Origin of the sequence: Agrobacterium salinitolerans, from assembly GCF_002008225.1 — a bacterium.
Classification (GTDB): Bacteria; Pseudomonadota; Alphaproteobacteria; order Rhizobiales; family Rhizobiaceae; genus Agrobacterium; species Agrobacterium salinitolerans.
In genome coordinates this window covers 390988-415018 of the sequence record NZ_MRDH01000006.1, presented here as the reverse complement: position 1 = coordinate 415018, position 24031 = coordinate 390988, and the positions used below count along the sequence as shown (strand labels likewise).

Genomic DNA, 24031 nt, shown 5'->3' with positions numbered 1-24031 from the left:
CCCGGTTGGAGAATGTCGCATCCAATAAGAATGGACGGAACCTTAAATGAACGCGCCAGCCAAGACGGAAGATTTCGCGATCAAGATACCTGACGGTGTTTACGCCGAGACGGTTTTATCGGTGGAGCATTATACGGATCACCTGTTCCGTTTCCGCATGACGCGTCCGGCGGGTTTTCGTTTCCGTTCCGGCGAATTCGCCATGATCGGCTTGATGGTCGGAGAAAAACCGATCTACCGCGCCTATTCCATCGCCAGCCCCGCCTGGGACGAGGAACTGGAATTCTTCTCGATCAAGGTTCCGGATGGCCCGCTGACATCGCATCTTCAGGCGATCAAGCCCGGCGATACCGTCCTGATGCGCAAGAAGCCGACAGGCACGCTGGTTCTGGATGCGCTGACGCCCGGAAGACGGCTTTACATGTTCTCCACCGGCACCGGCATCGCGCCTTTTGCGAGCCTGATCCGTGACCCGGAGACCTATGAGAAGTTCGAGGAAGTCATCCTCACCCATACCTGCCGTGACGTGGCCGAGCTGAAATACGGCTTCGATCTGGTTGAGGAAATCCGCAACCACGAATTCCTGAACGAGATCGTCGGCGACAAGCTGAAGCATTATGCGACCGTCACCCGCGAAGATTACCCCTTCAAGGGCCGCATCACCACGCTGATCGAGAACGGCAAGCTGTTTGCTGATCTTGGTGTGCCGACGCTCGATCCCGACGTCGATCGCGGCATGATCTGCGGTTCTTCGGCGATGCTCAAGGACACCAAGGAATTGCTTGAAAAGGCAGGCCTTAACGAAGGCGCCAACAACAAGCCGGCCGAATTCGTGATCGAGCGGGCATTCGTCGGTTGACGCCGGATTTCCATACAATTGAATAAAGACCAGGGGGCCTTTGGGCCTCCTTTTTTGTTTATAAAGCCGATTGGGTGACCTGTGCGGCATCATCGCGATGGAACATCCGGGCGCGATGGCGCGTTAGCGTTTGAACGAAACCAAACCAACGTAACCGCTCCATGATGAGAACAGGAACAATCAGCGCCACGATCATTGCCGTTACGGCAGGTTTTTTTGCCATGCGGCCAGCCGCCGCCGATGAAAGCACCTTTCTGTCGTCGCTTCAGGGCACGTGGACCGGGAAGGGGACGGTGATAACCCGCATAGGCAGGCCGGCAATCAACGTAAATTGCACGCTGAATTCCAACGCTCGGCAAACGGCGCTGCGCATGTCCGGAACCTGCCGCGGACTCCTCGTGGTAAAACGCTCCATCGCCGCCGATCTGGCAGCAAGCGGTGCGCGTTACAGCGGCACTTACACGGGACCTTCCGGCCGCCCTTCCGCGCTCGCTGGTAATCGTCGGGGAAATGCGATCAATCTCACTGTCCGCTGGCAACGCGACATCAATGGTGACCGTACCGCCGCCATGACCATAGAGAAAATCGGCGATAACGGCCTGCGGCTGCGCACCACGGACAAGGATGGGAAGACAGGCAAGACGGTGGTAACGAGCGATATAAGGCTGGTGCGTTGATCGAGCAAATGACAATGTCGGGAAAGGCAACCCAATTGTCAGTGGAATTCCAGGAGCAGGGGGCAGTGGTCCGATACTTCCGGCCTTCTCACCACGTCAAAGCAGTCGATTTTCACGGCCTCATTGACCAACACGTAATCCGCATAGCGGTTCTGTTTGGGGTAGTGTGACGTCCGAGTATCGGTAAAGCCGCGTGTGGTGACAAGCTCGACGAGGTCCAACTCCTTGAGTATGGCAAAGGTTTGGCTCTCTGGCAGGACATTAAAGTCGCCGCAGACGACGATCCTGTCGCCATCCTCCGCAATGTTTTTTACAAGTTGGACGAGACGTTTTGCCTGCGCCAGACGGTCGGAGGTGTCGTGCTTGCCGTTGTTGGGATCTCGCAGGCCGTGCATGTGGGCGATAACGGCGGGCTGACCCGTCGTGAAGTCAAAAACCCTGATGGCGTGGCCCGTGCGTGAACGTGGATGATCGCCATATCCATCCGCGGAGAAGGCTCCATGCACAAACCCCTGCGCCTGCGCAACGATGGCTATGGACTTGCGTACGAATGTCGCCAGTCCCCATTGGGAAGAATATCGAGTCTCGCCCTGCCAGAGATCGCCCTGCGCCGCAGGGCAAAATATCGCCACATGATCCGGCAAGGCCTCGGCGACATCACGCAGGAAATTCGCCCTCTGCGGTAGTTCGATGCCGTGATCACGGTAACTCAGCCAGTCCTGTGTGGCGGCCGGTGTGTGCACCACTTCCTGCAGACATAAGATATCGGGGTCGGACGAGACAATATAAGGGACAAGTTCATCGTGGAGCTTTCCGCCCCAACCGTTCAGGCAAATCAGACGCATTCCAACTCCATCCCCATGTCGCAGCGTCATCTATTTAACACGGGACATGCCGGGATCAACCATGCGGAAGCGTGAGCCAGATAGCGAAAATGTCGCCTTGACGGAAAAGGCCCGGATTGCTCCGGGCCTTCGCGTGTCGGCTTGCACCGTTGCCTTATTCCGCCGCTTCGGCGTAGGCCTCCATTGGCGGGCAGGTGCAGATGAGGTTGCGGTCGCCATAAACGTTGTCGATGCGGTTGACCGGCGACCAGTATTTGTCGATCCGGAAGGCACCGGGCGGGAAGCAGCCCTTTTCGCGGCTATAGGGACGATCCCATTCGCCGACGAGGTCTTCCACCGTGTGCGGCGCGTTCTTCAGCGGATTGTTGCTCTTGTCCGCACGGCCTTCCTCGATGTCGCGGGCTTCCTCACGGATCGCCAGCATGGCATCGCAGAAACGATCAAGCTCCGCCTTGGTCTCGGATTCCGTTGGCTCTATCATCAGCGTGCCAGCTACCGGCCAGCTCATGGTCGGCGCATGGAAACCGCAATCGATGAGACGCTTTGCGACATCGTCCACCGTCACGCCGCAGCTGTCCGCTAAGGGCCGGGTGTCGATGATGCACTCATGCGCCACACGTCCCGTTTCGGACTTGTAGAGCACATCGTAAGCGCCCTTCAGCCGTTCGGCGATGTAGTTGGCGTTGAGGATCGCCACCTTGGTCGCCTGCGTCAGCCCTTCGCCGCCCATCATCAGGCAGTAGCTCCAGGAAATCGGCAGGATCGACGGCGAGCCGAAGGGAGCAGCCGAAACGGCACCTTCACGACCGTCCGTCGTCGGATGGCCGGGAAGATAGGGAGCCAGATGCGCCTTGACGCCGATCGGCCCCATGCCCGGACCGCCGCCGCCATGCGGAATGCAGAAGGTCTTGTGCAGGTTGAGGTGCGAAACGTCAGAGCCGATATCACCGGGACGGGCGAGGCCGACCATGGCGTTCATGTTGGCCCCGTCGAGATAGACCTGTCCACCATGCTTGTGGGTGATCTCGCAAATCTCGCGAACAGTCTCCTCAAACACGCCGTGGGTGGACGGATAGGTGATCATGCAGCACGAGAGGTTTTCTGCATACTGCTCTGCTTTTGCACGGAAATCATCGATATCGATGTCGCCGTTATCGCGTGCCTTCACCGGCACCACCTTCATACCGGCCATCTGCGCCGAGGCCGGGTTGGTGCCATGGGCGGACGTTGGAATGAGGCATATATCGCGATGGCTGTCGCCATTGGCCAAGTGATAGTTGCGGATGGTCAGAAGCCCCGCATATTCCCCCTGCGCGCCGGAATTCGGCTGCATGGAGAAGGCGTCGTAACCGGTCACCGAGCAAAGCTTTTCCGAGAGGTCGTCAATCATCTCCTTGTAGCCGAGCGCCTGATTGGCCGGCACGAAGGGATGGATGTCGGAAAATTCCGGCCAGGTGATCGGCAGCATTTCCGCTGTCGCATTCAGTTTCATGGTGCAGGAACCGAGCGGGATCATCGAGCGATCGAGCGCCAGATCACGGTCCGAAAGGCGACGGATGTAACGGGTCATCTCGCTTTCGGCACGGTTCATGTGGAAGATCGGATGCGTCATGTACTCGCTGGTACGCAGCAGTTCCTTCGGCAGGCGATATTCCGGCTCGAAATCCGAAATCGAGAAATTGCCGCCGAATGCGCGCCACACGGCCTCAAGCGTTGCAGGGCGCGTGCGCTCGTCGAGGCTCATGCCGATCTTGGTCGCGCCGACCTTGCGCAGGTTCACACCTTCCGCAACGGCCGAGCGCAGGATGACGCCCTGCATATGGCCGACTTCGACGGTGATGGTGTCGAAGAAGGTTTCCGGCTCGATGACGTAGCCAAGTTTCTCAAGGCCCTTGGCCATCAAAACGGCCTTCTGGTGGGTCTGCTGGGCAATCGCCTTGATGCCCTGCGGGCCGTGGAAGACGCCGTACATGGAGGCCATGACGGCCAGCAGCACCTGCGCAGTGCAGATGTTGGAAGTGGCCTTTTCGCGACGGATATGCTGCTCGCGCGTCTGCAGCGACAGGCGATAGGCGCGATTGCCGCGCGCATCGACGGAGACGCCGACCAGACGGCCGGGCATGGAACGCTTGTGCGCGTCCTTGACCGACATGTAAGCCGCATGCGGGCCACCGTAACCGACAGGAACGCCGAAACGTTGCGAGGTGCCGATGGCGATGTCAGCACCCATTTCGCCGGGAGATTTCAGCAGCGTCAGCGCCAGCAGATCGGCGGCAACCGCGGCGATCGCGCCCGTCTGGTGCAGACGGGAAATCAGGCCCGAGAAATCGCTGACATGGCCGTGTGTGCCGGGATACTGGAAGATCGCGCCGAACACGTCGACGGGATCGAGATCGGTGAACGGGTTGCCGACGATCACCTTCCAGCCCAGCGGGGCCGCGCGGGTCTCGATCAGCGCAATGGTCTGCGGATGGCAATTGGCGTCCACGAAGAAGGCGGTCGCCTTGGATTTCGCGACGCGTTGGCACATGGACATGGCTTCGGCGGCCGCCGTCGCTTCATCGAGCAACGATGCATTGGCGACATCGAGACCGGTCAGATCGCAGACCATAGTCTGGTAGTTCAAGAGCGCCTCAAGGCGGCCCTGGCTGATTTCCGGCTGGTAGGGCGTGTAAGCCGTGTACCAGGCCGGGTTTTCCAGAATGTTGCGCTGGATGACCGGGGGCGTGATCGTGCCGTAATAACCCTGGCCGATCAGCGAGGTCAGTACCTGGTTCTTGTTGGCCGTTTCGCGCAGGCGGTCGAGCGCCTCGCGTTCGGTCAGCGCGGCACCCCAGGTCAGCGGCACCTTCTGGCGGATGGAGGAGGGGACGGTGGCGTCGATCAGTGCGTCGAGGCTCTTATAGCCGACAACCTTCAGCATCTCCGCCATTTCCGACGGCGACGGCCCGATGTGACGCCGGTTGGCGAAATCATAGGGCTGGTAGTCGGTAAAATGGAATTCGGTGGGCGTCGTCATTACGCGATCAGCTCCTTGTAGGCTGCTTCGTCGAGCAGCGTCTCGACATCGGCCGGATTGGAGAGTTTCAACTTGAAGAACCAACCGGCACCCTGCGGGTCGGAATTGACCAGCGAGGGATCGTCGACAATGGCCTGATTGATCTCCACCACTTCGCCATCCAGCGGACAATAGACATCGGACGCGGCCTTGACGGATTCAACGGTCGCTGCGTCGCCATCCTTGGAGAAGGTGGCGCCCACTTCTGGCAATTCGACGAAGACGAGGTCGCCAAGCTGTTCGGCGGCGTGGCTGGTAATGCCAACGGTGGCGACGTCGCCTTCGAACTTCAGCCATTCGTGTTCTGCGGTAAATTTCAGCATCGTGTTCTCTCCGGAGATGGAATGAGGATTAGCGTTTATAAGTGGGCTTGATGAAGGGCAGGACGGCGACGGTGACGGGCAGATATTTGCCACGCACTTCCGCGAAGATCACCGTGCCGGGAGCCGTGTAAGCCGTTGGCACGTAACCCATGGCGACGGGACCTTCGACCGAGGGGCCGAAACCGCCTGAGGTGACTTCACCGATTTCCGTCTTGCCTTCGGCATCCGCAAAAAGCTTCGAATGGCCGCGCACCGGAGCCTTGCCTTCCGGCTTCAGGCCGACACGCCGGCGCGATGTGCCGTCCTTGAGTTCGCCGAGAATGCGTTCCGCCCCCGGAAAACCGCCTTCGCGATCACCGCCGGCGCGGCGCGCCTTCTGGATCGCCCATTCGAGCGAGGCTTCGATGGGGGAGGTCGTTGTATCGATATCGTTGCCGTAGAGACAAAGACCGGCTTCCAGACGCAGGCTGTCACGCGCGCCAAGCCCGATCGGCTCGCAATCGGGATGTTCGAGCAGGGCCTTGGCGATCTCTTCCGCCTTTTCGGCAGGCACCGAGATTTCAAAACCGTCCTCGCCGGAATAACCGGAACGGGACACGATGCAGGGCACATCATGCAACGGCACTTCCTGCACATCCATGAATTTCATGTCGGATACGCCTGTCCAAAGCTCCGCCAGCACCTCTTCCGCGCGCGGTCCCTGAAGCGCGATCAGCGCCCGGTCATCGAGAAGCGTTATTTCGCAAGCATTGGAAAGATGCGCCTTCATATGGGCAACATCGGCATCCTTGCAGGCGGCGTTGACGACGACGAACAGGTGATCACCGCGATTGGTGATCATCAGATCATCCAGAATACAGCCGTTTTCATCGGTGAAGAAACCGTAACGCTGCCGGCCTTCCTTCAGGCCGAAAATATCCACCGGCACCAGTTTTTCGAGGGCGAGCGCGGCATCTTCATTGTTGCCGGACTTCGCCTTCACGATCACCTGGCCCATATGGGACACGTCAAACAGGCCGGCGGAGGTGCGGGTCTGAAGATGCTCCTTCAACACACCGGCCGGATATTGCACCGGCATGTCGTAACCGGCAAAGGGCACCATGCGGGCGCCAAGCGATAGGTGCAGGGAATGCAGCGGCGTGGTTTTCAGCGCGGCGGTATCGTCCAAGGACGCCTCCAGGGTTGCGCGATATATCGCGCGGGCTCAGGTCATGGCGCGATGCGCCGGTTCAAGAGCCCCCTCTGTCCTTGTCGCCTGAGATTGTTATCCCTTCGGCGAGCCGTCCTTTAGATCAAGGTGGCTTCTCTCCAGAGTTCCGTCGTCACCGCTGGTCCTTTTGCCTGAGAGTTTCCGGGGCGGTTGCTCCTTCGGCACCGCATTGAAGCGGTTTCTCCCAACGATGATGCGCGCTCATTATCTTTGAAGCCCCGCTATTGGCAAGGACCAAATGACGCATCTGAACAGATTCTTGCTCCATCTGCGTCATCGTCATAGCAACCGTCTCGTCGAAAGGTTTGCAGATGCGTTTCAACGACCGGGATTCGGCCAGCGTAAAGATGCAATGCTAATCGGATTTTTTCTCCGGCAAGCCCTTCCGTTTCGTTGAGGCAAAATCCACAAGTTCCTTTTCTGTCATAGACTTCTCCATGCTTTTTGAAGCGCCTTGTAAAGTTGATTTTTTCACTTCGCCGCGTTTGACGGCGAGAGCTGCACCCGCGGCTTTCTGCTGGGCTTTCGATTTGGCTGGCATGGTTGCCTCCTTTGAAACGATGGCTCCAGCAGAAAAATGCCGGCTTGCATTGATTGTTCCCTCGCAACTATCGAGCCTGCGGCAAAATTCCCCTTTGAAATCGGCAGGAAAGCGAGATATCGCGTAGAGTATGGATACAGATCGAAAGAGACGGCTGGCAGAATTGGAGAAGATGCTTCGCATTTTCTGCGCTGCTCTGATGTTGTCGCTCGGTTTTGCCCACAAGCCCGCGCTTGCCGTCAGCTCTCAGGTTGTCCTTGACGAGAGTTACCGGCTGCCGGACGGCACCTTTGCGGAAATCTGTTTTGGTCATGGCGACGGCGTCAACGCTTCCCATACCAAGGAAGGCCCCGCCCATTCCCGCGACGCCATTCTGTTTTGCGAGGCCTGCCTCCTGGCCTCGTCCATTCTTCTGCCGACGCCTGATATGGCTGGCTGGCTGAGAACTGAATTTGCCTGGCTCGACAATCGCCTGCCTTCGGAATGGAGCTTCCGCTCCGTGCTGACGATCCAGAAACCCGCTGCGCGCGGCCCGCCAACCCTGTCCGACTGATTATTCGTTTTACGGTATCATCGCCGCCTTTGGCGGCACGGAGCGGCTGCGCGGACCCAGAGGGAGAGCAGTCGCAGGGACAAGCAAATGAAAACTACCAAGATCATCACATGCAGCCTTTTCGTCGCTTCGGTATCGACCGCGCAGGCTTTCGCCCACGCCACCTTCGTTGACGGTTCCGCCGAACAGGAAAGCACCGTCGTCGCGGCCCTCCAGGTGCCGCATGGCTGCGACGGCGGGCTCGCCACGACCGAAGTTCAGATCAAGCTGCCGGAAGGATTCATTTCCGCCAAGCCGCAGCCCAAGGCCGGCTGGGAACTGGAAATCATCAAGGGCGACTACCAGAAGACCTACAAGAACCACGGCAAGGAGATTAAAAGCGGACCGGTCGAGATCCGCTGGAAAGGTGGCAACCTGCCGGACGAGTTCTACGACACTTTCGCCGTGCAGGGCAAAATCTCCGGCGTTGAAGTGGGGCAGGACCTGCCGTTCAAGGTGACGCAGCTTTGCGGCGACAAGGGCAAGGTCTCCTGGGATGAAGTCGCAGCCGCCGGTGTCGATCCGCACTCGCTGAAAAGCCCGGCGCCGACCATCAAGGTAACCGCGAAGTCGGAACATGCCGGTGGGCACGATCATTCCGCCATGGCGATGGATATGGATGTCGTGAAGGCCGGCAACCTCGAAATCTCTGATGGCGCAACCAAGGCGATGCTACCGGGCCAGCCGGTCGGAGGCGGTTACGTCACCATCAAGAACACCGGCGACAGCGACGACAAGCTGGTTGGGGTCGAGTCCTCTTCCGCCGGTCGCGCTGAAATCCACGAGATGGCCATGGTCAACGACGTCATGAAAATGCGCAAGCTTGATGAGGGTATCGTTATTCCCGCCGGCCAGACGGTGGAACTGAAGCCCGGCGGCCTGCACATGATGTTCTTCGATGTTAAAAAGCCTTTTGCCGAAGGCGACAAGGTGCCGGTGACGCTCATCTTCGAAAAGGCCGGCAAGGTCGAGATCGTGCTTTCGACGGGTGCAGCCAAGGGCGGCGGCGACCACCAGCATAATTGACCGATGAAAAACGGCTACCGGAACGCGTGACACGTCCGGTAGCCGCAAATTTTGATCTATCGTTTTTGTTCTTCGGCGCCTTGGCGGAAAAGGCAGGGGTCGCCCACGTGATTTTCCGGAACCCGGTCGTAAATCTCTAGAAGATCAGTCTGGCACCAGGCTGAATGTGGGGATCCCGTCTATATGTCGAAAAACTGAAGAAACAACATTAAAATACCTATGTATCCACCTGATCTATAAATTACTTTCAGATTTTGATGTAAGGCTGTTTTCCTCGTAAGCCTCCACGGCCTGCTCCAGTGTCGCCTGCGGCTCCTGACGCTGGCTGCTTGCTATCAGGAAATAGAGGGTGAGGGCCGGCGGCTTGATCGTCGTCATCAGGCCCCTGAGCTGGAAATCGTCGCCGTTTTCGGCCTTGCGCGCCAGTTCGTGAATGGCCTCTTCAATTTCACTCTTGCGCGGCGTGCGTTGCAGCGGTTTTACGGCCTCGAGTGCATAGGCCGCTGTATTCGCGGAAACGGAAAGAACCTGTGTCATCGAACCTCCGGCGATCTTAGCCGACCCTGAAAAACCGGAGATTAGCAGCTGCCCATTGTTGGAAGGCTAAATCGCGGAGCTGCAATTTAATCGTATTTTAATAACCGAAAGCACGGGATTTTGGGGTTTCGCCAGCAGTTCTCATGGTCTAAAAATGCCTTGGACCGCGCGGTCCGACGATTTCTTCCGGAGACACAATTTCCCATGATCAATATCGCCCTTGTCGCCGCAGGCGGTGCAATCGGTTCCGTGTTCCGTTATCTGGTCGGGGTCTTGTGTATGCGGTTGGCCGGACCGAATTTTCCATGGGGAACCCTTGCTGTGAACGTGGCCGGATCTTTCCTGATCGGTCTGCTGGTGGAGCTCGTGGCAAGGCGGTTGAATGCATCGATGGAAATGCGCCTGTTTCTCGTCACCGGCGTGCTCGGCGGCTTTACAACGTTCTCGTCGTTTTCGCTCGACGCGGTCTCGCTGTTCGAACGCGGCGCGCTTGGCCTTTCGACCATTTACGTCCTGACAAGCCTTGGGGTTTCCATCGCTGCGGTTTTCGCCGGGCTGGCCTTGGGCCGCAGTTTGTTCTAAAGGCTTGGTCCAAACGGCGCGCTGGCGAACAGGGCGCGCGATCAGGACAGAAAGACTGGAAATTTCATGGCAGGTATCGAGCACATCAAGGTCGGGGCCGACGAGGCCGGTATGCGCCTCGATCGCTGGTTCAAGATTCATTATCCGGGACTTGGTTTCGGGCAGTTGCAGAAGCTTCTGCGCTCCGGCCAGGTGCGTGTGGACGGCGGCCGGGTGAAGACGGATGCACGCGTGCAGCCGGGACAGATGGTGCGCGTTCCGCCGGTCGATTCCGATCTCAAGGTCAAAAGCGGCCCGATCGGATCGAAGGATCTCAAACATTCCGAAGATGGCGAGCTTCTCGCGCGCATGCTGCTGCATGAAGACGACAAGGTCTTCGTTTTCAACAAGCCGGCCGGCATCGCCGTGCAGGGCGGCTCCGGCGTCACCCGCCATATTGACGGGCTGCTGGAAGCCTGGACCAACCAGAAGGGCGAAAAGCCGCGTCTGGTACACCGCCTGGACCGCGATACGTCGGGCGTGCTGGTGGTTGCCCGCACCCGCGGCGCTGCGCAGAAGCTGACCGCCGCCTTCCGCGAGCGCGACACCAAGAAGACCTATTGGGCGCTGGTCAAGGGCGTGCCCCGCAAACATCAGGACAAGATATCCACCTGGCTCGTCAAGGAACAGACGATGGATGGCGACCGTATGCGTATCGCCAAACATGGCGAGGAGGGGGCCGATCACGCAGTCTCCTATTACCGCGTCATCGATACCGCCGCGCAGAACCTCGCCTGGCTGGAAATGGAACCCTATACCGGCCGCACCCATCAGCTTCGCGTGCACGCGCGGCATATGGGCCACCCGATCATCGGCGATCCCAAATATTACATCGACGATCCGAACTGGGATTTTCCCGGCGGCATCCAGAAGCGCCTGCATCTGCATGCACGCCATATCGATATTCCGCATCCGAATGGCGGCCGGCTTCGGGTCAGCGCACCCCTGCCGCCGCATATGGTGCAAACCTGGAACCTGCTCGGTCTCGACGTGGCCGATGGCGATAGGGAAGACTGACAGCCCATGAAACTGGTTCTTTTCGATTGCGACGGAACGCTGGTGGATAGCGCCGGCCTGATCCATGCCGTCATGGCAGACACTTTCGCTGATTTCGGCAAGCCGCGCCCCGATATCTCCGAAACCAAGGCGATCATCGGACTGACGCTCGATATTGCCATCGCCCGCATGCTCGGCAAGACACATGTGGATGACGAGGCGCAGGCGATGACAGAACGCTACAGGGAAATCTATCATCCCCTGCGGGAGCGCTCGGAAATGACCGTGCCGCTTTTCGACGGTATCGCCCCGCTGATCGATGCGCTTTCGAAACGTGACGATGTGCTGATCGGGGCGGTGACCGGCAAGGGCCGGCGCGGTCTTACCCATATACTGCAGACCCATGGCCTTGCCGATCACTTCATCGTTTCGCGTACGGCGGATGATTGCCCCTCCAAGCCGCATCCGGCCATGGTGATGGAATGCTGCCATGAAACCGGCATGGTTCCGGCCGATACTGTCGTAATAGGCGATGCGATTTACGACATGCAGATGGCCAAGGCTGCGGGCGCAAAAGCAATCGGCGTCGCCTGGGGCTATGCCTCGGTCGACGATCTCTGGAAGGCGGGCGCCGATGCGGTCGTCAACCACCCGCGCGAAATTCAGGCCTATGTTCCGGCCGATATTCTTGAATAACCTTTCTATCCGACTGACGAGGACGTGCCATGCGTGATCTCCTGAACGACCTTTCGGAGGGCCTGAGCCATCCCGACCCGATCCTGCGCGCGCAGATCCAGATGCAGAAGCCTCTGCCGAAGCGGTTCTACAAGGATGTCACCGTCGGCGAGGCGGAGGAGGGCGGTTTTACCATCCTTCTCGATGGCAAGCCGCTGCGCACTCCAGCCAAGAAGCCACTGACCGTCCCGACGCGTGCGCTGGCGGAGCTGCTTCGCGATGAATGGGACGCCCAGAAAGACGTGGTCAATCCGGTGGTCATGCCCGTCTCTCGGCATGTGAACACGGCCATTGATGGCGTCGCCAACGACACGCAGGCGGTTTTTGAGGACGTACTTCGTTTTTCTTCTTCCGATCTCCTCTGCTATAGGGCGGGCGACCCGGAAGCGCTGGTTGCGCGGCAGACGGACCACTGGGATCCCGTGCTGGACTGGGCGGCCAATGTGCTCGGCGCGCGTTTCCTTCTCGTAGAAGGCGTGATGCATCAGGACCAGCCGCGCGAAGCCATCGCCGCTTTTGCGGTAACGCTGAAGAAATACGACACACCGATTGCGCTTGCCGCTCTTCACACCATGACGTCGCTGACCGGCTCAGCCATTTTGGCGCTGGCGCTGGCGGAAGGGCAGCTGAAGCTGGAAGAAACATGGGCGCTCGCCCATCTGGACGAGGATTGGACCGCCGAGCAATGGGGCGAGGACGAGGAGGCGCTGGAGCGCCGCGCCGTCAGGCTTGTCGACATGCGCGCGGCCCTCAATGTTCTGGAGTCGCTGAAGAGCGGCTCTTAACGCTTTTCTAACCCTGATCGTCGAACATATGGCTACCTCACGTTAGGGGAGCCGCTGATCATGATTACCACGCTAAAACGCCTTGGCATTCTTTTGCTGGCGTGTTTCGTGCTCATGTCTTTCAGGCTGGAACCGGAAGCGACGAATACCGACCGGCTGCTTTACGACGTGCGCGGCGCGTTCGTCGCTGCACGCCCGGATGTCGCCCCGGCGCTGATGCAGTCCATCCATGCACAGGTGCAAAATGCGATCAAAACTACGGCGCGTGGAGAAACAAGGCCGCGCGTGGTGCTGACCATCCGACTTGCATCCGTTACACGCGGTCCCTTCCTGTTCGGGGAAAGGGCGTCAGCCAAGGTTATCGTCCGCGCCGCCGCCGTTGCGACGGGAGAGGTAATTGCAGAAGCCAAATTCACCGCCACCGTCGTCAGCTTCGACGATCAGTCAATAGAGCAGGAACTTGCCTATGGCGTCGCCGAACGCGTGATCCGCGAATTCAGGCTGAACCGGCGCGCTCCGACGACGCTTGCGACGGCTCTGTTTCCATAAGCAGGACACAAAAGGCGAGGGCGTGACGGCTATTCGTCCGCATTTCAGCTTCAATCGGGCGCATCTTCTGTGCTCGTAAGCTAACATACGTCGCGTATATATAATTGACATGCGACGCGTATGTAACTATCTGGCATACGTAACGTATGTAAATGGACGTCCGAAGCCTGCTTTGAACAAGAGCAACGCTTCTCGCGTCCATGACCACTCCAGCCAAAAGAGATATTCACAATGACCGCACGCGAAGCAATTTTCCCCGCTAACAGGCATGCGCTTTACGAGGAGCATGGCTATTCCGCAGCTATCCGATCCGGTGACCTTCTTTTCGTTTCCGGCCAGGTCGGCAGCCGTGCCGATGGAACGCCTGAACCTGATTTTGGGCGACAGGTCCGGCTGGCCTTCGAAAATCTCAAGGCAACGCTTGAGGCGGCGGGCTGCACCTTTGACGACATTGTGGATGTGACGACGTTCCACACGGATCCGGAAAACCAGTTCGGAACGATCATGACCGTCAAGCAGGAGATTTTCAGCTAAAAGCCTTACCCGAACTGGACCGCCGTCGGCGTCAACTGGCTTGCCGGCTTCGATTTCGAGATCAAGGTCATTGCCCGTATCCCGTAATGCCAGGTTAGATCTGAAACGGCGGCGCTTAAAGGGCGCCGCCAACCTTCTTTCTATCCTTACCCCAGCCGCTCCGCATGCCACTTCAAATGGTCATCCATGAAAGTGGAGATGAAATAATAGGAGTGGTCGTAACGATCGTGCATGCGCAGCGTTAGGCCGATATCCGTGCCCTTGATCGCCTCTTCGAACAGCCAGGGGCGCAGGCCTTTTTCCAGGAAACTATCGGCTTTGCCCTGATCGATCAGAAATTCGGGAAACCGTGCGCCATCCTCGACCAGCGAGCAGGCGTCATAGCGACGCCATGCGGTCCTGTCAGCACCGAGATATTTTTCCAGCGCCGGTTCCGACCAGTCTGCGGAAGAGGGTGCAACGATGGGTGCAAAAGCCGAGCAGCTCTTGAAACGCTCGGGGTTTTTCAGCGCAATGGTCATCGCGCCATGACCGCCCATCGAATGGCCGAAAATGGCCTGGCGGCTCATATCCGCGCGGAAATGCTGGCCGATCAGGGCAGGCAGCTCTTCCGTCACATAGCTGTACATCTGGTAGTGCTCCGACCACGGCTCCTCCGTGGCGTCGAGATAAAAACCGGCGCCCTTGCCCATCTGCCAGTTGGTCAGCTCATCCGGCACGTCGTTGCCGCGCGGGCTGGTATCCGGGCAGACGATGACAAGTCCGAGTTCAGACGCCATGCGGCGATATTCGCCCTTCTCCATGACATTGGCGTGGGTGCAGGTGAGGCCCGAGAGATACCAGACAACCGGGCAGGGCTCATGAATCGCCTTCGGCGGCACATAAACCGCAAAGGTCATCTCAGATTTCAGGGTTTCCGATGTATGCGAAAATACGCCCTGCATGCCGCCAAAGGCCGTATTTTGCGAAATAATGTTCATGAAGACAGTCCTCTTGAAAAGAAAATCGGTTCAGCCCGCAAGCGAGACGGCGGCATTCACCGCCGCCGCTACCAGAACCGTATTGAAAAAGAAAGAAACGATGGAGTGCAGCAACGTGACCTTACGCATGGCGGTCGTGGTTACGCCCACATCCGACGTCTGCGCCGTCATGCCGATCACCACGGCGAAATAGAGAAAGTCGTAGCCGCAGGGTTCCTTCGTCCCCGGAAAATCCATGCCGCCGCGATGCTGGGGCTTGCCGTCGGCCATCGCCGGCCGCCAGTAAAGATGAGCGTAGTGCAGGGCGGTCATGGTGTGGATGGTCAGCCAGCCGAAGATCACCGAGGCGAAGGCGATGAGCAGCGCCCAGACTGTTTCGCCGGTATGATTGAGGGCCTGAAACAGCGATACCACCGCGACGGCAACGGCAAGCAGCGTGACGGCGATGATGGCGACCGCAGGCAGATCATCGCTATCGGCATGGGCCTTCAGATGTTGCGCCGTCAACCCCGACAGGCGAAATGCAATCAAGGTGAGATAGGTCAGGAAGAACAGAACGGCCGCGATCTCGATCGCCAGCGGCGGCGCAAAAACCAGCGCCAGGCCAAGGCTCACGGCGCCGACCAAAAAAGCAATGACGAAAGGTTGATGGCGACGATAGCTGTTGCTTTTCATAGCGGCCGGGTTCATGGGTGGCGCCTCTCCGTTGTCGCCGTCATTTTTTGACACGGCGGCAGAAACGGTCAAGCGTCTCCAGAAAAGCCGAGCGGTCGCGCGGTGAAAAAGCCGCGTTATATCCCTTGCTTTCACCGGTTTCGCGCAGATGCGCGCCAAAATCGCGCATCGCCGTCGCCATCCCGATGTTCGACTGGTCAAAAACGCGGCCCGTCGGCCCGGTCACCAGCGCACCCTTGGCGACACAGCGGCCGGCCAGCGGCACATCGGCGGTGATGACGATGTCGTTTTCGGCTGCATGATCGGCGATCCAGTCGTCCGCCGCGTCGAAACCGGCGGATACGATGACGTTTTTTACCATAGGATCGCGCGACGGACGCAGGCCGGAATTGGCAACGAAGGTCACTTCCAGCCCATGCCGCTCCGCCACCTTGAGAATCTCCGGCTTCACGGGGCAGGCATCGGCATCGACATAGATCTGCGGGTTTTGCGGCATGGACACTCTTTTCGGATAATTCCTGCCATGCTTCTAAGCGCAAACGCCGCGATTACCAAGCCCGCCATTGTTGAAATGCGGGTTCGACACAGGGCAGGGGCGCACTTGCGAACATCCCAAAAATCACCTATGTTCACTTTATGTTCTTGTCTCCCAAAGGTTTCCCATGCTGGAAGATTTCATCGTGCAGGCCAAGTCCGCGACGTATGTTGGCGGCGGCAACAACTCCGCGACGCCCACTCGCAAGGGATCGCACGATCTCGGTTATCGGAACGGCGACTGGCACTATATCGACAGCTATTTCGGGGGAACTGATTTCATAGGTCAGGAGGTCGTTTGGCATCAGGGAACGGCGGTGTGGGCGATGAGTTATTACGGCCGCATCCTCCGGCCCGACATGATCGATGGCGCCACGGCCGGCAGGGTCATCCAGAGGTCGCTTTCCACGCTCTATCGTGAGGGCCGCTTTCTCGGCGGCTTCACCCACCCGGTGGAGGATTTGGTCTATGTCGACACGAATGCCGGAGAGTTCCAGTCCTTCACCGGCTTGGAGCGCATTTACCGGGGACACGTCGAGACATACCGGCTCGATTATCATGGCGGAATGATAAAGCCGTAAAAGAGGCGAAGGATGGGACGATGATGTTTCAACGCTCCATCTCCAGGCTTCAAATCAGCAGGGCCGTTGTGGCGGCAAGGTTGGAATGTCGTTGTGGCGGCAAGGTTGGAATGTCGCGGATCGTGCAAAGTTAAAATGTCATCTGTCGCTCTGCCAACCAGTTAGAAATGCGACACTGGCGCCGACGGCCAGCCCCCGACCGGACCGGCTGGGCCGGGTTGCAAGGGCAGGGAGGGGGCGGGTGATGGCCCCCCCCTCTTCGGCTTTAGCTTCCTCAGCGTCTTGGCTGCTTTGCGCCAATAACGGCCATCAGCTCTCAGCGAAAAGTTACCGAGGAACCTTCGCCAGCCACTCTTCTGCACGGGAGATAACAGGGCCAATATTTGGACTAAACTCTTCTTTATCGTGCCAAGCCGCAATCTCAAGGTCCATTCCGATGTCTTCCATCTCTTTGACGAGATGATACGGGAGTGCTTCCAGCGCCCGTCCGTTAAGCAGGAAGGAACTTGCAGCAGATGACGGAAGAATTTCCCGACGACATAATGACAAAAGCGATTGCTCAATTTTGTGTACGAGCGACGCGTTTGACAATGGCGACTCCTGTATCTCTGGATCAGAGTGCCAATTGTCTATCATTTTTACTCGATCTGAAAAGCGGGCGGGTATCGTATCAGTCTAGTACAAATGTCTCCTTCGGGCGGATTTCGTTGAAAAACTCGCTGGATTGGCTGTTCATCCGCCCGATTTCGTTTTTCCGGGCGGCGTACCAATGCTTTTGTGCCCACGCCGCGGCGCAGGGCCTCAAATCATGCGGCTCTCATGTAGCAATAACGCCATATGGCGGCGTTTGTGGCCTGAGTTTTGCCAGCCTCCTCAGGTTCTGCGCCGTTGCGGCAAGCAGGAATTCGTCTCGCGCAAGCGAGATCATTTATTCACGCATCTAAAAGCTTGCGTGCATTTGCCGTTGCTTGGTCGAGGCGGATGCGGCTCTTCCCTTGACCCAGTTCATGTCGATACGTAGCAAGCGAAAAACTGGAGAATTCGGAAACGACTGTCATCTTCGTCGTTCGTGGAACTTCAAATTCAACAACCAAACTGTCGTCAACCAGCACCGTATAAAGGTCCTCACCTTGTTCCGGTATATGCCTTAAAATCTGAAAAACAGAACCGCGTACGCCGTGCTTAGACATGAGAGTGACCAATTCGGCATCGCTCATCTCTCGGTCTGGCTGCAAAACGTAGGTGCGATACCTATCATTGAGGCGCTGTGGTGACATATCATTCCCTCGGTTTAGCGAAGAAATAGCAGCATTAAGTCCGCGACGACAACGACGAGTTTTTCAACACTATCGGCCGAAAGCGGCCTTCACTCAGCCGCATCCATTTGAGCAAGAGCCCTTTGCCGTCTCGCAATGACGTCCGGATCATTCATGAAATCCGTCCGCCGACCGGGCTTGCGACCTGTTGGCTTATAGCCGTTCTTGTTGCTGTTGGTCTTCGGCTTCCCGACGTGGTGTCGATCTTGCTGATCTTTTATGTAAGCCAACACATCACTGAGACGCTTGTTCTCCACGACCCCCGCATGTGTCACGCTTTGGTCCTTATCGAAGGTTCTGTGAGGTAAAGAGTGACCTTTCCATCGGATATCCAGCCGACCATCGGCGTAAGCATATGTCTCGACATACTTTCCGACCAGGCCGCGTGTGATGTCGTTCTCCTCGAGCATGATGCGTTTGCGCTCATAAGAGAACGTCAGCTGCGCACCGACATAACGTTGCTCCCGTTTGCAGAGCACGTCGTTCAGCCTGTTTGCTGCCAGACTGACGGGTCGATGACGGTTCTCGGGGCGGGTAGGGGTCACCGCAAAGCGGTCATTGTATCGCTCGATGAAAGCAGGCACGAAGGCATTGCCGGCCTCCATGTCACTGATATTGGCAAGTCGCAATTCCTTGACCAAGCGATCTTGCAAGGTCCGGTTCATGCGCTCGACGCGTCCCTTGGCCTGGCTGGAATTGGCGCAAAGAATCTCGATATGCAGCTCCGATAGAGCGCGGCCGAACTGCGTCATGCCTTGCCCGCCCTTGGGGTCTTTCTTTGCCACCCGAAAGACCGAATGCTTGTCGGAATAGAAGGCAATCGGTGCGCCATGCTCTTTGAGGTAAAGCGCCAATGCCTCGAAATACGTAAACGCGCTCTCAGATCGAACAAACCGGAGCTGCATCAGCTTACCGGTCGCGTCGTCAACGAATACCAGTAGAGAGCAGGCCGGACCACGATCCTCGAACCAGCGATGCTCCGACCCGTCGATCTGCACCAACTCGCCATAGGCCTCACGCCGCAACCGCGGCTGATGAAACGTTCGCCGCTGCTTTCTCGAAAGCCATATGCCGGCATCCTGCATCCATTTGCGCAGCGTCTCACGCGAGATTGTGACGCCATGCTCTTCCTGAAGCTTCTCGGCCGCGAACGTAGGTCCGAAATCAAGGTAGCGTTCACGCACCAGCTTCAAAACGTAATCACGGACGCCGGTGGCGATTTTATTGTTGGACGGTCGACCGATCGCTTTATGTCTGATCGAGGCAGCGCCGGTAGCCTCAATACGACCAATCAGTCTCTGAACATGCCGAACGCTGATTGCCAGTACATGTGCCGCTGCGACAATGGTCATGCGGCCATCAACGACTTTCGACAAAACCTCGATCCGCTGCAAATCGCGCTCACTGGGGAGTGTGACATTCCAACTTTGCAGAAACAGGACACTTTAACTTTGCGGCTACAGCTGTTAATCGCATAAGATAGATTATGGAACTTATTTGATGCTGTGGCTCTGGATTTCAGCCGCATTCAACCACGATTGAAAAGCACGAAACGGTGAACCGAACCCAGCCCGTCAGATTGATTTTAGCGAAACACGTTTCTCAAGTTCATCTGGCAACTCTTTGCGTTCGCTATATCGGTCTGTGAGATAGCTGGAAGCGTCACGCGTCAGCAGCGTGAATTTCACCAGTTCCTCACAGACGTCGACGACCCGGTCATAATAAGATGACGGCTTCATCCGGCCTTCCGCGTCGAATTCCTGATAGGCCTTTGCCACCGAGGATTGGTTTGGAATGGTAATCATCCGCATCCATCGGCCGAGAATTCGCATCTGGTTCACGGCATTGAAGGACTGGCTGCCGCCAGACACTTCCATGACGGCGAGTGTCTTGCCCTGTGTCGGCCGTACAGAACCGATTGCAAGAGGAATCCAGTCGATCTGCGACTTCATGATGCCGGTCATCGCGCCATGGCGTTCGGGGCTTACCCAGACCTGTCCTTCCGACCATTCTGAAAGTTCACGCAATTCCTGCACCTTGGCGTGGCTGACCGGCGCTTCATCGGGCAAAGGCAAGCCCTTCGGATCGAATATCCGAACCTCGCAACCGAGCCGTTCGAGCAGCCGCCCGGCCTCGAATGCCAGCAGACGGCTATAGGAGACTTCGCGCAGCGAGCCGTAAAGGATCAGGATGCGTGGTTTATGGGTCGAAAACACCGGACGCAGGGCGTCCGGGTCGATGCTGTGCAGGTGATGCCCCTGCAACGCGGGAAAACTATCAGGCAACGCGCTTTCCTTCACTGTCGAGGACCTGCTCGCCATCCTCCTTGAAGAACGGCCCTTTGAATGTGTCCGGCAGAATATCCAGCACGACCTCTGAAGGACGGGCGAGCCTGGTGCCGAGTGGCGTTACGACAAAGGGACGATTGATGAGGATCGGCGTTTCCATCATCGCATTGAGCAACTGATCGTCAGTCAGGTCCGGATTGTCGAGACCGAACTCGGCATAAGGCGTCCCTTTTTTGCGCATGGCTTCGCGCACCGTCAGCCCCGCATTCGCAATCATGCGTGCAAGCTGCTCGCGTGTCGGCGGTTCCCGCAGATATTCGATCACGGTCGGCTCGATCCCTGCCGCGCGGATCAGCGCCAGCGTGTTGCGCGACGTCCCGCAGGACGGGTTGTGATAGATGGTGGCGTCCATGGTCATTGCCTTTCGGTCGTTATCGTTCGGGAAACGGCGGGTGCAGCCTCATACCAGTCCTTCGAGCGGTTCACGATCCAGACGACCGAAAGCATGACCGGAACTTCTATGAGGACGCCGACAACGGTTGCCAGCGCCGCACCCGACTGAAACCCGAACAGGCTGATGGCGGCCGCGACCGCGAGTTCGAAGAAGTTGCTGGCGCCAATGAGTGCGGAAGGCCCAGCGACGCAATGGCGCTCACCCGTCATGCGGTTCAGGACGTAGGCGAGCCCCGAATTCAGATAGACCTGGATGAGGATGGGGATGGCGAGGAGGCCGATGACGGCCGGCTGGGCAATGATCTGCTCGCCCTGAAATGCGAAGAGAAGAACCAGTGTCGCAAGCAGCGCCGCCAGCGAAATCGGCTGCAATTTCGCGAGAACGTAATCCAGCGTCCGTGAGGTTCCGTCAGCCATGAGCCGGCGCCTGACCAGTTGCGCGAGGATGACCGGAACGACAATATAAAGCGCAACGGAAAGAAGAAGCGTAGCCCACGGCACTGTAATGGCGGAAAGACCGAGCAGCAGGCCGACCACCGGAGCAAAAGCCACGACCATAATCGCATCGTTGAGCGCGACCTGCGACAACGTGAACAGCGGCTCACCCCGCGTAAGGTTGCTCCAGACGAAGACCATGGCCGTGCAAGGAGCCGCGGCAAGGATGATCAACCCGGCAATGTAGGAATCGATCTCACCGGCCGGAAGATAAGGGCGGAACAGCCAGCCGATGAAAAACCAGCCGAGCAGCGCCATCGAGAACGGCTTGACGGCCCAGTTGATGAACAAGGTCACGCCAATGCCGCGCCAGAACATGCCGACCTGCGAAAGAGACCGGAAATCGATCTTCAGCAGCATCGGAATGATCATCAGCCAGATCAGGATCGCAACCGGAATGTTCACTTTGGCGATCTCGGCCGCAGCGATGAGCTGAAAGACACCGGGCATCAGATGGCCGAGCGCCACACCGGCGACAATGCACAGAAACACCCAGACGGTCAGATAGCGTTCGAACAGGGACATCAGGCCGACTTTCCTTCAGGATTGGTGGTTCCATCCAATGCACCGATCTGTCGAAGCCGGGTCTCCAGCGCCATACGATCGATGGATTGCAGCGGCAGGCTGACGAAAGCCGCGATCCTGTTCTTGAGGAAACGAGCGGCCTGCGCGAAGGCGCGCTGAACCTCGATCTCAGAGCCGACCGTAGCGGCGGGATCCTCTATCCCCCAATGGGCAGTCATCGGATGGCCGATCCAGACCGGACAGGCTTCGCCGGCGGCGCTGTCGCACACCGTGAAGATGAAATCCATCCGTGGCGCATCAGGTCCGGCAAACACGTCCCAGCTTTTCGAGGTGAACCCGCTGGTCGGATAACCCAGCACGGCCAGTTCCCTCAGGGCGTGAGGATTTACCTCTCCCTTCGGCTGGCTACCGGCCGAATAGGCATTGAACCTCCCCTCACCTTCCTTGGCGAGAATGGATTCGGCAAGAATGGAGCGAGCGGAATTGCCCGTGCACAAAAAGAGCACGTTATAGATCTTATCGGTCATGGTTTCGGTCCGTGGTTAGATCGGTGGCCTGGCAAGCCCCGCGATCGAAGCAGAAGAGATGATGGACACCAGCCAGGCGGCGTTCATGACGGCGTCGCCTGCAAGCTGCAGCAGGGCGTCAGCTCGGCAATCAACGGCGCGCAAAGCTCGGTCGAACCACCGCAGCAATCCTTCAGCAGAAACAGGGTCAGCAGGCGCAACCCGTCAAGATCGGCGCGATAGAGGATAGACCGGCTCTGCCGCTCACTCTTGACCAGACCGGCCCGGGAAAGCGTGGCGAGATGCGCCGACATCGTGTTCTGGGGAACGTCGAGAAGACGCGCAAGCTCACCTGCGGGAACGCCATCCGGCTCGTGGCGCACGAGAAGCCGGAAGGTCTCCAGTCGGGTAGATTGGGCGAGCGCGCCAAGCGCGGTGATTGCACTACTGTTATCCATAAATCCAGAATAATGGATATATTGAATGTGTCAAGTACCGAATATCGTCATGGTCGTCAGGTTGGGCGAAGGCATCCCCCCTCGCCCTGCCCCTGCACGCGCTTAAACCAGCTTCGCGTCGTAAAGCCGTTCCATGAAACCGCGCGGCACGACGGTCCTGGAAATTTCGGCCAGCGGAAAGCCGCTACCGGCGAGCGGCAGAAAACCTTTTTCGAAGGCATAGTCGAGATAGCGCATCATCAGCATGACATCGCATTCATGGCAGCTTATCCCGCTTCCCGAGAGCGCCTTCCGGGTGTTGGCAGTATCGTATTTGCCGCTGTCGCGTACATAGTCGCCATTTCCCAGCATTGACAGCAGATCGGTGAAGACCGAGCTGTATGCCTTGCCCTCCCGCAGCATTCGGCCCTGATTGAGCGCATCGAAATAATTGTCGCGCGAGAGTTCGCGGATCACGTAGCCGCAATCGCGCACCTGTTCCACCAACGTATTCCAGTCGATGGGCTTCGGGTTGACGAGATTGAAGGTGCGGCGGTTATGCGCACGCCAGTTCATGGCGAGGTGAAGGCTTGCCCGCGCCACATAATCGACCGGCGTGATGTCGAAATCCTCATCAGACGCGAAGGTGAAGCCGGTTTCCACGATGGCGCGCACGGCTTCGTAATAAATGCCCTTCACTTTGGTCTGCGTCAACGGATAACGCCCGGTGCGGCTGTCGCCCCAGATATTGCCCGGCCGCACGATAATGAAATCGAGGCCCTTTTGCCCGGCGGCATGCATCAGCTTTTCCGACTCGAATTTGGAGCGTTCATAATCCATGTCGGGAAAACGCTGACCGACATCGAGCGCATCCTCATAAAGCGTGAAATCCTCATAGATCTTGTCGCCAATGACGCTGAAGCTCGATGTGTGCAAAAGGGGAATTTCCCCCTCGAGGCACAGCTCCACCATGTTAGCCGAACCGCCGACATTGACTGGCGCGATCCTGCTGTAGGAGGCGATCAGATTGACATTGGCCGCGCAATGCAGCGCAAGGTCTATCCTGGCGGCAAGATCGCGCCACACCTGCCGTTGCAAGCCTAGATTGGACCGGGAAACATCGCCGAGAACTGGCACGATGCGCGCGTCGGCCTCCTGCTTCAGGCTTCGCTCCTCATCGTAGCAGAACAAAACGCTTTCAATCTTGCTTTTTGCCTCTGCCGCATCGGTCGCGCGTACAAGGCAATAAATCGTCGCTTTCGTCGCGCTCAATAGTTCCTGCAGCAGACGGCCGCCCATCACGCCGGTGGCGCCGGTCAGCAGGATGTTTTCTATATCGTTCCCATATGTCAT

Annotated in this window: 29 protein-coding genes, 1 pseudogene and 1 riboswitch; of the genes and pseudogenes, 11 read left to right on the top strand and 19 right to left on the bottom strand. The window is 58.1% G+C overall.

The features are described from left to right. Positions 1-46 precede the first annotated feature (46 nt). Complete coding sequence (locus tag BS627_RS06080) at positions 47-859, top strand: ferredoxin--NADP reductase (protein WP_077982331.1); 813 nt, start codon at positions 47-49, stop codon at positions 857-859. Positions 860-917: 58 nt separating this feature from the next. On the opposite strand, the gene BS627_RS24480 is transcribed toward BS627_RS06080, so the two are convergent. Continuing rightward, positions 918-1082 carry a hypothetical protein gene (locus BS627_RS24480; protein WP_165691147.1) on the bottom strand — a complete coding sequence of 55 codons (165 nt, stop codon included), beginning with the start codon at positions 1080-1082 and terminating at the stop codon, positions 918-920. On the opposite strand from BS627_RS24480, the gene BS627_RS06075 reads away from it, so the two are divergent. Beyond that, positions 1081-1536 (top strand): hypothetical protein, encoded by a 456-nt coding sequence (locus BS627_RS06075; protein ID WP_089153230.1) that lies wholly within the window; start codon positions 1081-1083, stop codon positions 1534-1536. The two genes, BS627_RS24480 and BS627_RS06075, sit on opposite strands and share 2 nt — an antisense overlap. Positions 1537-1574: 38 nt before the next feature. On the opposite strand, the gene BS627_RS06070 is transcribed toward BS627_RS06075, so the two are convergent. The 5 genes from BS627_RS06070 to BS627_RS06050 form a co-directional block, all read right to left on the bottom strand. Beyond that, positions 1575-2381, bottom strand: coding sequence for an endonuclease/exonuclease/phosphatase family protein (locus BS627_RS06070; RefSeq protein WP_077982330.1), 807 nt, complete (start codon positions 2379-2381; stop codon positions 1575-1577). Between the two features lie 154 nt (positions 2382-2535). Further along, a complete protein-coding gene (gene gcvP, locus BS627_RS06065; RefSeq protein WP_077982329.1) occupies positions 2536-5400 on the bottom strand; it encodes an aminomethyl-transferring glycine dehydrogenase in 2865 nt (954 codons plus the stop codon). Continuing rightward, positions 5400-5762: a glycine cleavage system protein GcvH gene (gene gcvH / locus BS627_RS06060; protein ID WP_077982328.1), complete on the bottom strand. Its 363-nt coding sequence runs from the start codon at positions 5760-5762 to the stop codon at positions 5400-5402. Before gcvH ends, gcvP begins: the two co-directional genes overlap by 1 nt. Before the next feature lie 28 nt (positions 5763-5790). Further along, a complete protein-coding gene (gcvT, locus tag BS627_RS06055) occupies positions 5791-6930 on the bottom strand; it encodes a glycine cleavage system aminomethyltransferase GcvT (protein ID WP_077982327.1) in 1140 nt (379 codons plus the stop codon). Positions 6931-7081: 151 nt separating this feature from the next. Continuing rightward, a riboswitch (glycine riboswitch) is annotated at positions 7082-7169 on the bottom strand. A 158-nt stretch (positions 7170-7327) separates the two neighbouring features. Then, on the bottom strand, positions 7328-7513 hold the full coding sequence (locus BS627_RS06050; protein ID WP_077982326.1) for a DUF3008 family protein: 186 nt from the start codon (positions 7511-7513) through the stop codon (positions 7328-7330). Between the two features lie 172 nt (positions 7514-7685). Between BS627_RS06050 and BS627_RS06045 the strand changes: the two genes are divergently transcribed. Both BS627_RS06045 and BS627_RS06040 read left to right on the top strand, forming a co-directional pair. Then, entirely contained in the window at positions 7686-8066 is a 381-nt protein-coding gene (locus BS627_RS06045) for a hypothetical protein (RefSeq protein ID WP_077982929.1), read from the top strand. Between the two features lie 87 nt (positions 8067-8153). Continuing rightward, positions 8154-9131 (top strand): copper chaperone PCu(A)C domain-containing protein, encoded by a 978-nt coding sequence (locus BS627_RS06040; protein WP_077982325.1) that lies wholly within the window; start codon positions 8154-8156, stop codon positions 9129-9131. A gap of 234 nt (positions 9132-9365) precedes the next feature. On the opposite strand, the gene BS627_RS06035 is transcribed toward BS627_RS06040, so the two are convergent. Beyond that, entirely contained in the window at positions 9366-9668 is a 303-nt protein-coding gene (locus BS627_RS06035) for a hypothetical protein (protein ID WP_077982324.1), read from the bottom strand. Positions 9669-9872: 204 nt separating this feature from the next. Here BS627_RS06035 and crcB point away from each other — a divergent pair, with 204 nt between their 5' ends. From crcB to BS627_RS06005, 6 genes and pseudogenes are all read left to right on the top strand, one after another. Beyond that, positions 9873-10250 (top strand): fluoride efflux transporter CrcB, encoded by a 378-nt coding sequence (gene crcB, locus BS627_RS06030; protein WP_077982323.1) that lies wholly within the window; start codon positions 9873-9875, stop codon positions 10248-10250. A 66-nt stretch (positions 10251-10316) separates the two neighbouring features. After that, a complete protein-coding gene (locus tag BS627_RS06025) occupies positions 10317-11306 on the top strand; it encodes an RluA family pseudouridine synthase (protein ID WP_077982322.1) in 990 nt (329 codons plus the stop codon). 6 nt (positions 11307-11312) lie between these two features. Next, the gene (locus tag BS627_RS06020; protein ID WP_077982321.1) at positions 11313-11981 is read left to right on the top strand and encodes an HAD family hydrolase; all 669 of its coding nucleotides are present in this window, start codon (positions 11313-11315) and stop codon (positions 11979-11981) included. A 29-nt stretch (positions 11982-12010) separates the two neighbouring features. Next, entirely contained in the window at positions 12011-12805 is a 795-nt protein-coding gene (locus BS627_RS06015) for an ATP12 family chaperone protein (protein ID WP_077982320.1), read from the top strand. A 60-nt stretch (positions 12806-12865) separates the two neighbouring features. Next, positions 12866-13354 (top strand): hypothetical protein, encoded by a 489-nt coding sequence (locus tag BS627_RS06010; protein ID WP_077982319.1) that lies wholly within the window; start codon positions 12866-12868, stop codon positions 13352-13354. A 231-nt stretch (positions 13355-13585) separates the two neighbouring features. Then, positions 13586-13975: pseudogene (locus BS627_RS06005) on the top strand (RidA family protein). A 59-nt stretch (positions 13976-14034) separates the two neighbouring features. Here the strand turns inward: BS627_RS06005 and fghA are convergent. From fghA to BS627_RS05990, 3 genes are read right to left on the bottom strand one after another with little or no spacing between them, the layout of a single operon-like run. Beyond that, the gene (gene fghA / locus BS627_RS06000) at positions 14035-14868 is read right to left on the bottom strand and encodes an S-formylglutathione hydrolase (protein WP_077982318.1); all 834 of its coding nucleotides are present in this window, start codon (positions 14866-14868) and stop codon (positions 14035-14037) included. A gap of 30 nt (positions 14869-14898) precedes the next feature. Further along, a complete protein-coding gene (locus tag BS627_RS05995; RefSeq protein WP_077982317.1) occupies positions 14899-15558 on the bottom strand; it encodes a DUF1345 domain-containing protein in 660 nt (219 codons plus the stop codon). A gap of 25 nt (positions 15559-15583) precedes the next feature. Next, complete coding sequence (locus BS627_RS05990) at positions 15584-16039, bottom strand: YaiI/YqxD family protein (protein WP_077982316.1); 456 nt, start codon at positions 16037-16039, stop codon at positions 15584-15586. 166 nt (positions 16040-16205) lie between these two features. Here BS627_RS05990 and BS627_RS05985 point away from each other — a divergent pair, with 166 nt between their 5' ends. Continuing rightward, positions 16206-16658: a DUF5680 domain-containing protein gene (locus BS627_RS05985; RefSeq protein WP_077982315.1), complete on the top strand. Its 453-nt coding sequence runs from the start codon at positions 16206-16208 to the stop codon at positions 16656-16658. A gap of 327 nt (positions 16659-16985) precedes the next feature. Here BS627_RS05985 and BS627_RS05980 read toward each other — a convergent pair whose 3' ends face one another. The 9 genes from BS627_RS05980 to BS627_RS05940 all read right to left on the bottom strand — a co-directional run bounded on the left by BS627_RS05980 (position 16986) and on the right by BS627_RS05940 (position 24031). Continuing rightward, positions 16986-17249: a hypothetical protein gene (locus tag BS627_RS05980; protein ID WP_131829411.1), complete on the bottom strand. Its 264-nt coding sequence runs from the start codon at positions 17247-17249 to the stop codon at positions 16986-16988. Between the two features lie 341 nt (positions 17250-17590). Continuing rightward, positions 17591-17875 (bottom strand): hypothetical protein, encoded by a 285-nt coding sequence (locus tag BS627_RS05975; protein ID WP_131829410.1) that lies wholly within the window; start codon positions 17873-17875, stop codon positions 17591-17593. 149 nt (positions 17876-18024) lie between these two features. Continuing rightward, positions 18025-19407 (bottom strand): ISNCY family transposase, encoded by a 1383-nt coding sequence (locus tag BS627_RS05970; protein ID WP_077982312.1) that lies wholly within the window; start codon positions 19405-19407, stop codon positions 18025-18027. 141 nt (positions 19408-19548) lie between these two features. Further along, complete coding sequence (arsH, locus tag BS627_RS05965; protein ID WP_165691145.1) at positions 19549-20295, bottom strand: arsenical resistance protein ArsH; 747 nt, start codon at positions 20293-20295, stop codon at positions 19549-19551. After that, entirely contained in the window at positions 20252-20674 is a 423-nt protein-coding gene (gene arsC, locus BS627_RS05960; protein WP_077982928.1) for an arsenate reductase (glutaredoxin), read from the bottom strand. Before arsC ends, arsH begins: the two co-directional genes overlap by 44 nt. 2 nt (positions 20675-20676) lie before the next feature. Further along, positions 20677-21735 (bottom strand): ACR3 family arsenite efflux transporter, encoded by a 1059-nt coding sequence (gene arsB / locus BS627_RS05955; protein WP_077982310.1) that lies wholly within the window; start codon positions 21733-21735, stop codon positions 20677-20679. Next, entirely contained in the window at positions 21735-22262 is a 528-nt protein-coding gene (locus tag BS627_RS05950; protein ID WP_077982309.1) for an arsenate reductase ArsC, read from the bottom strand. The genes arsB and BS627_RS05950 overlap by 1 nt, the downstream gene beginning before the upstream one ends. Before the next feature lie 83 nt (positions 22263-22345). After that, on the bottom strand, positions 22346-22699 hold the full coding sequence (locus BS627_RS05945; protein ID WP_077982308.1) for an ArsR/SmtB family transcription factor: 354 nt from the start codon (positions 22697-22699) through the stop codon (positions 22346-22348). Between the two features lie 102 nt (positions 22700-22801). Beyond that, on the bottom strand, positions 22802-24031 hold the full coding sequence (locus BS627_RS05940) for an SDR family oxidoreductase (protein WP_077982307.1): 1230 nt from the start codon (positions 24029-24031) through the stop codon (positions 22802-22804).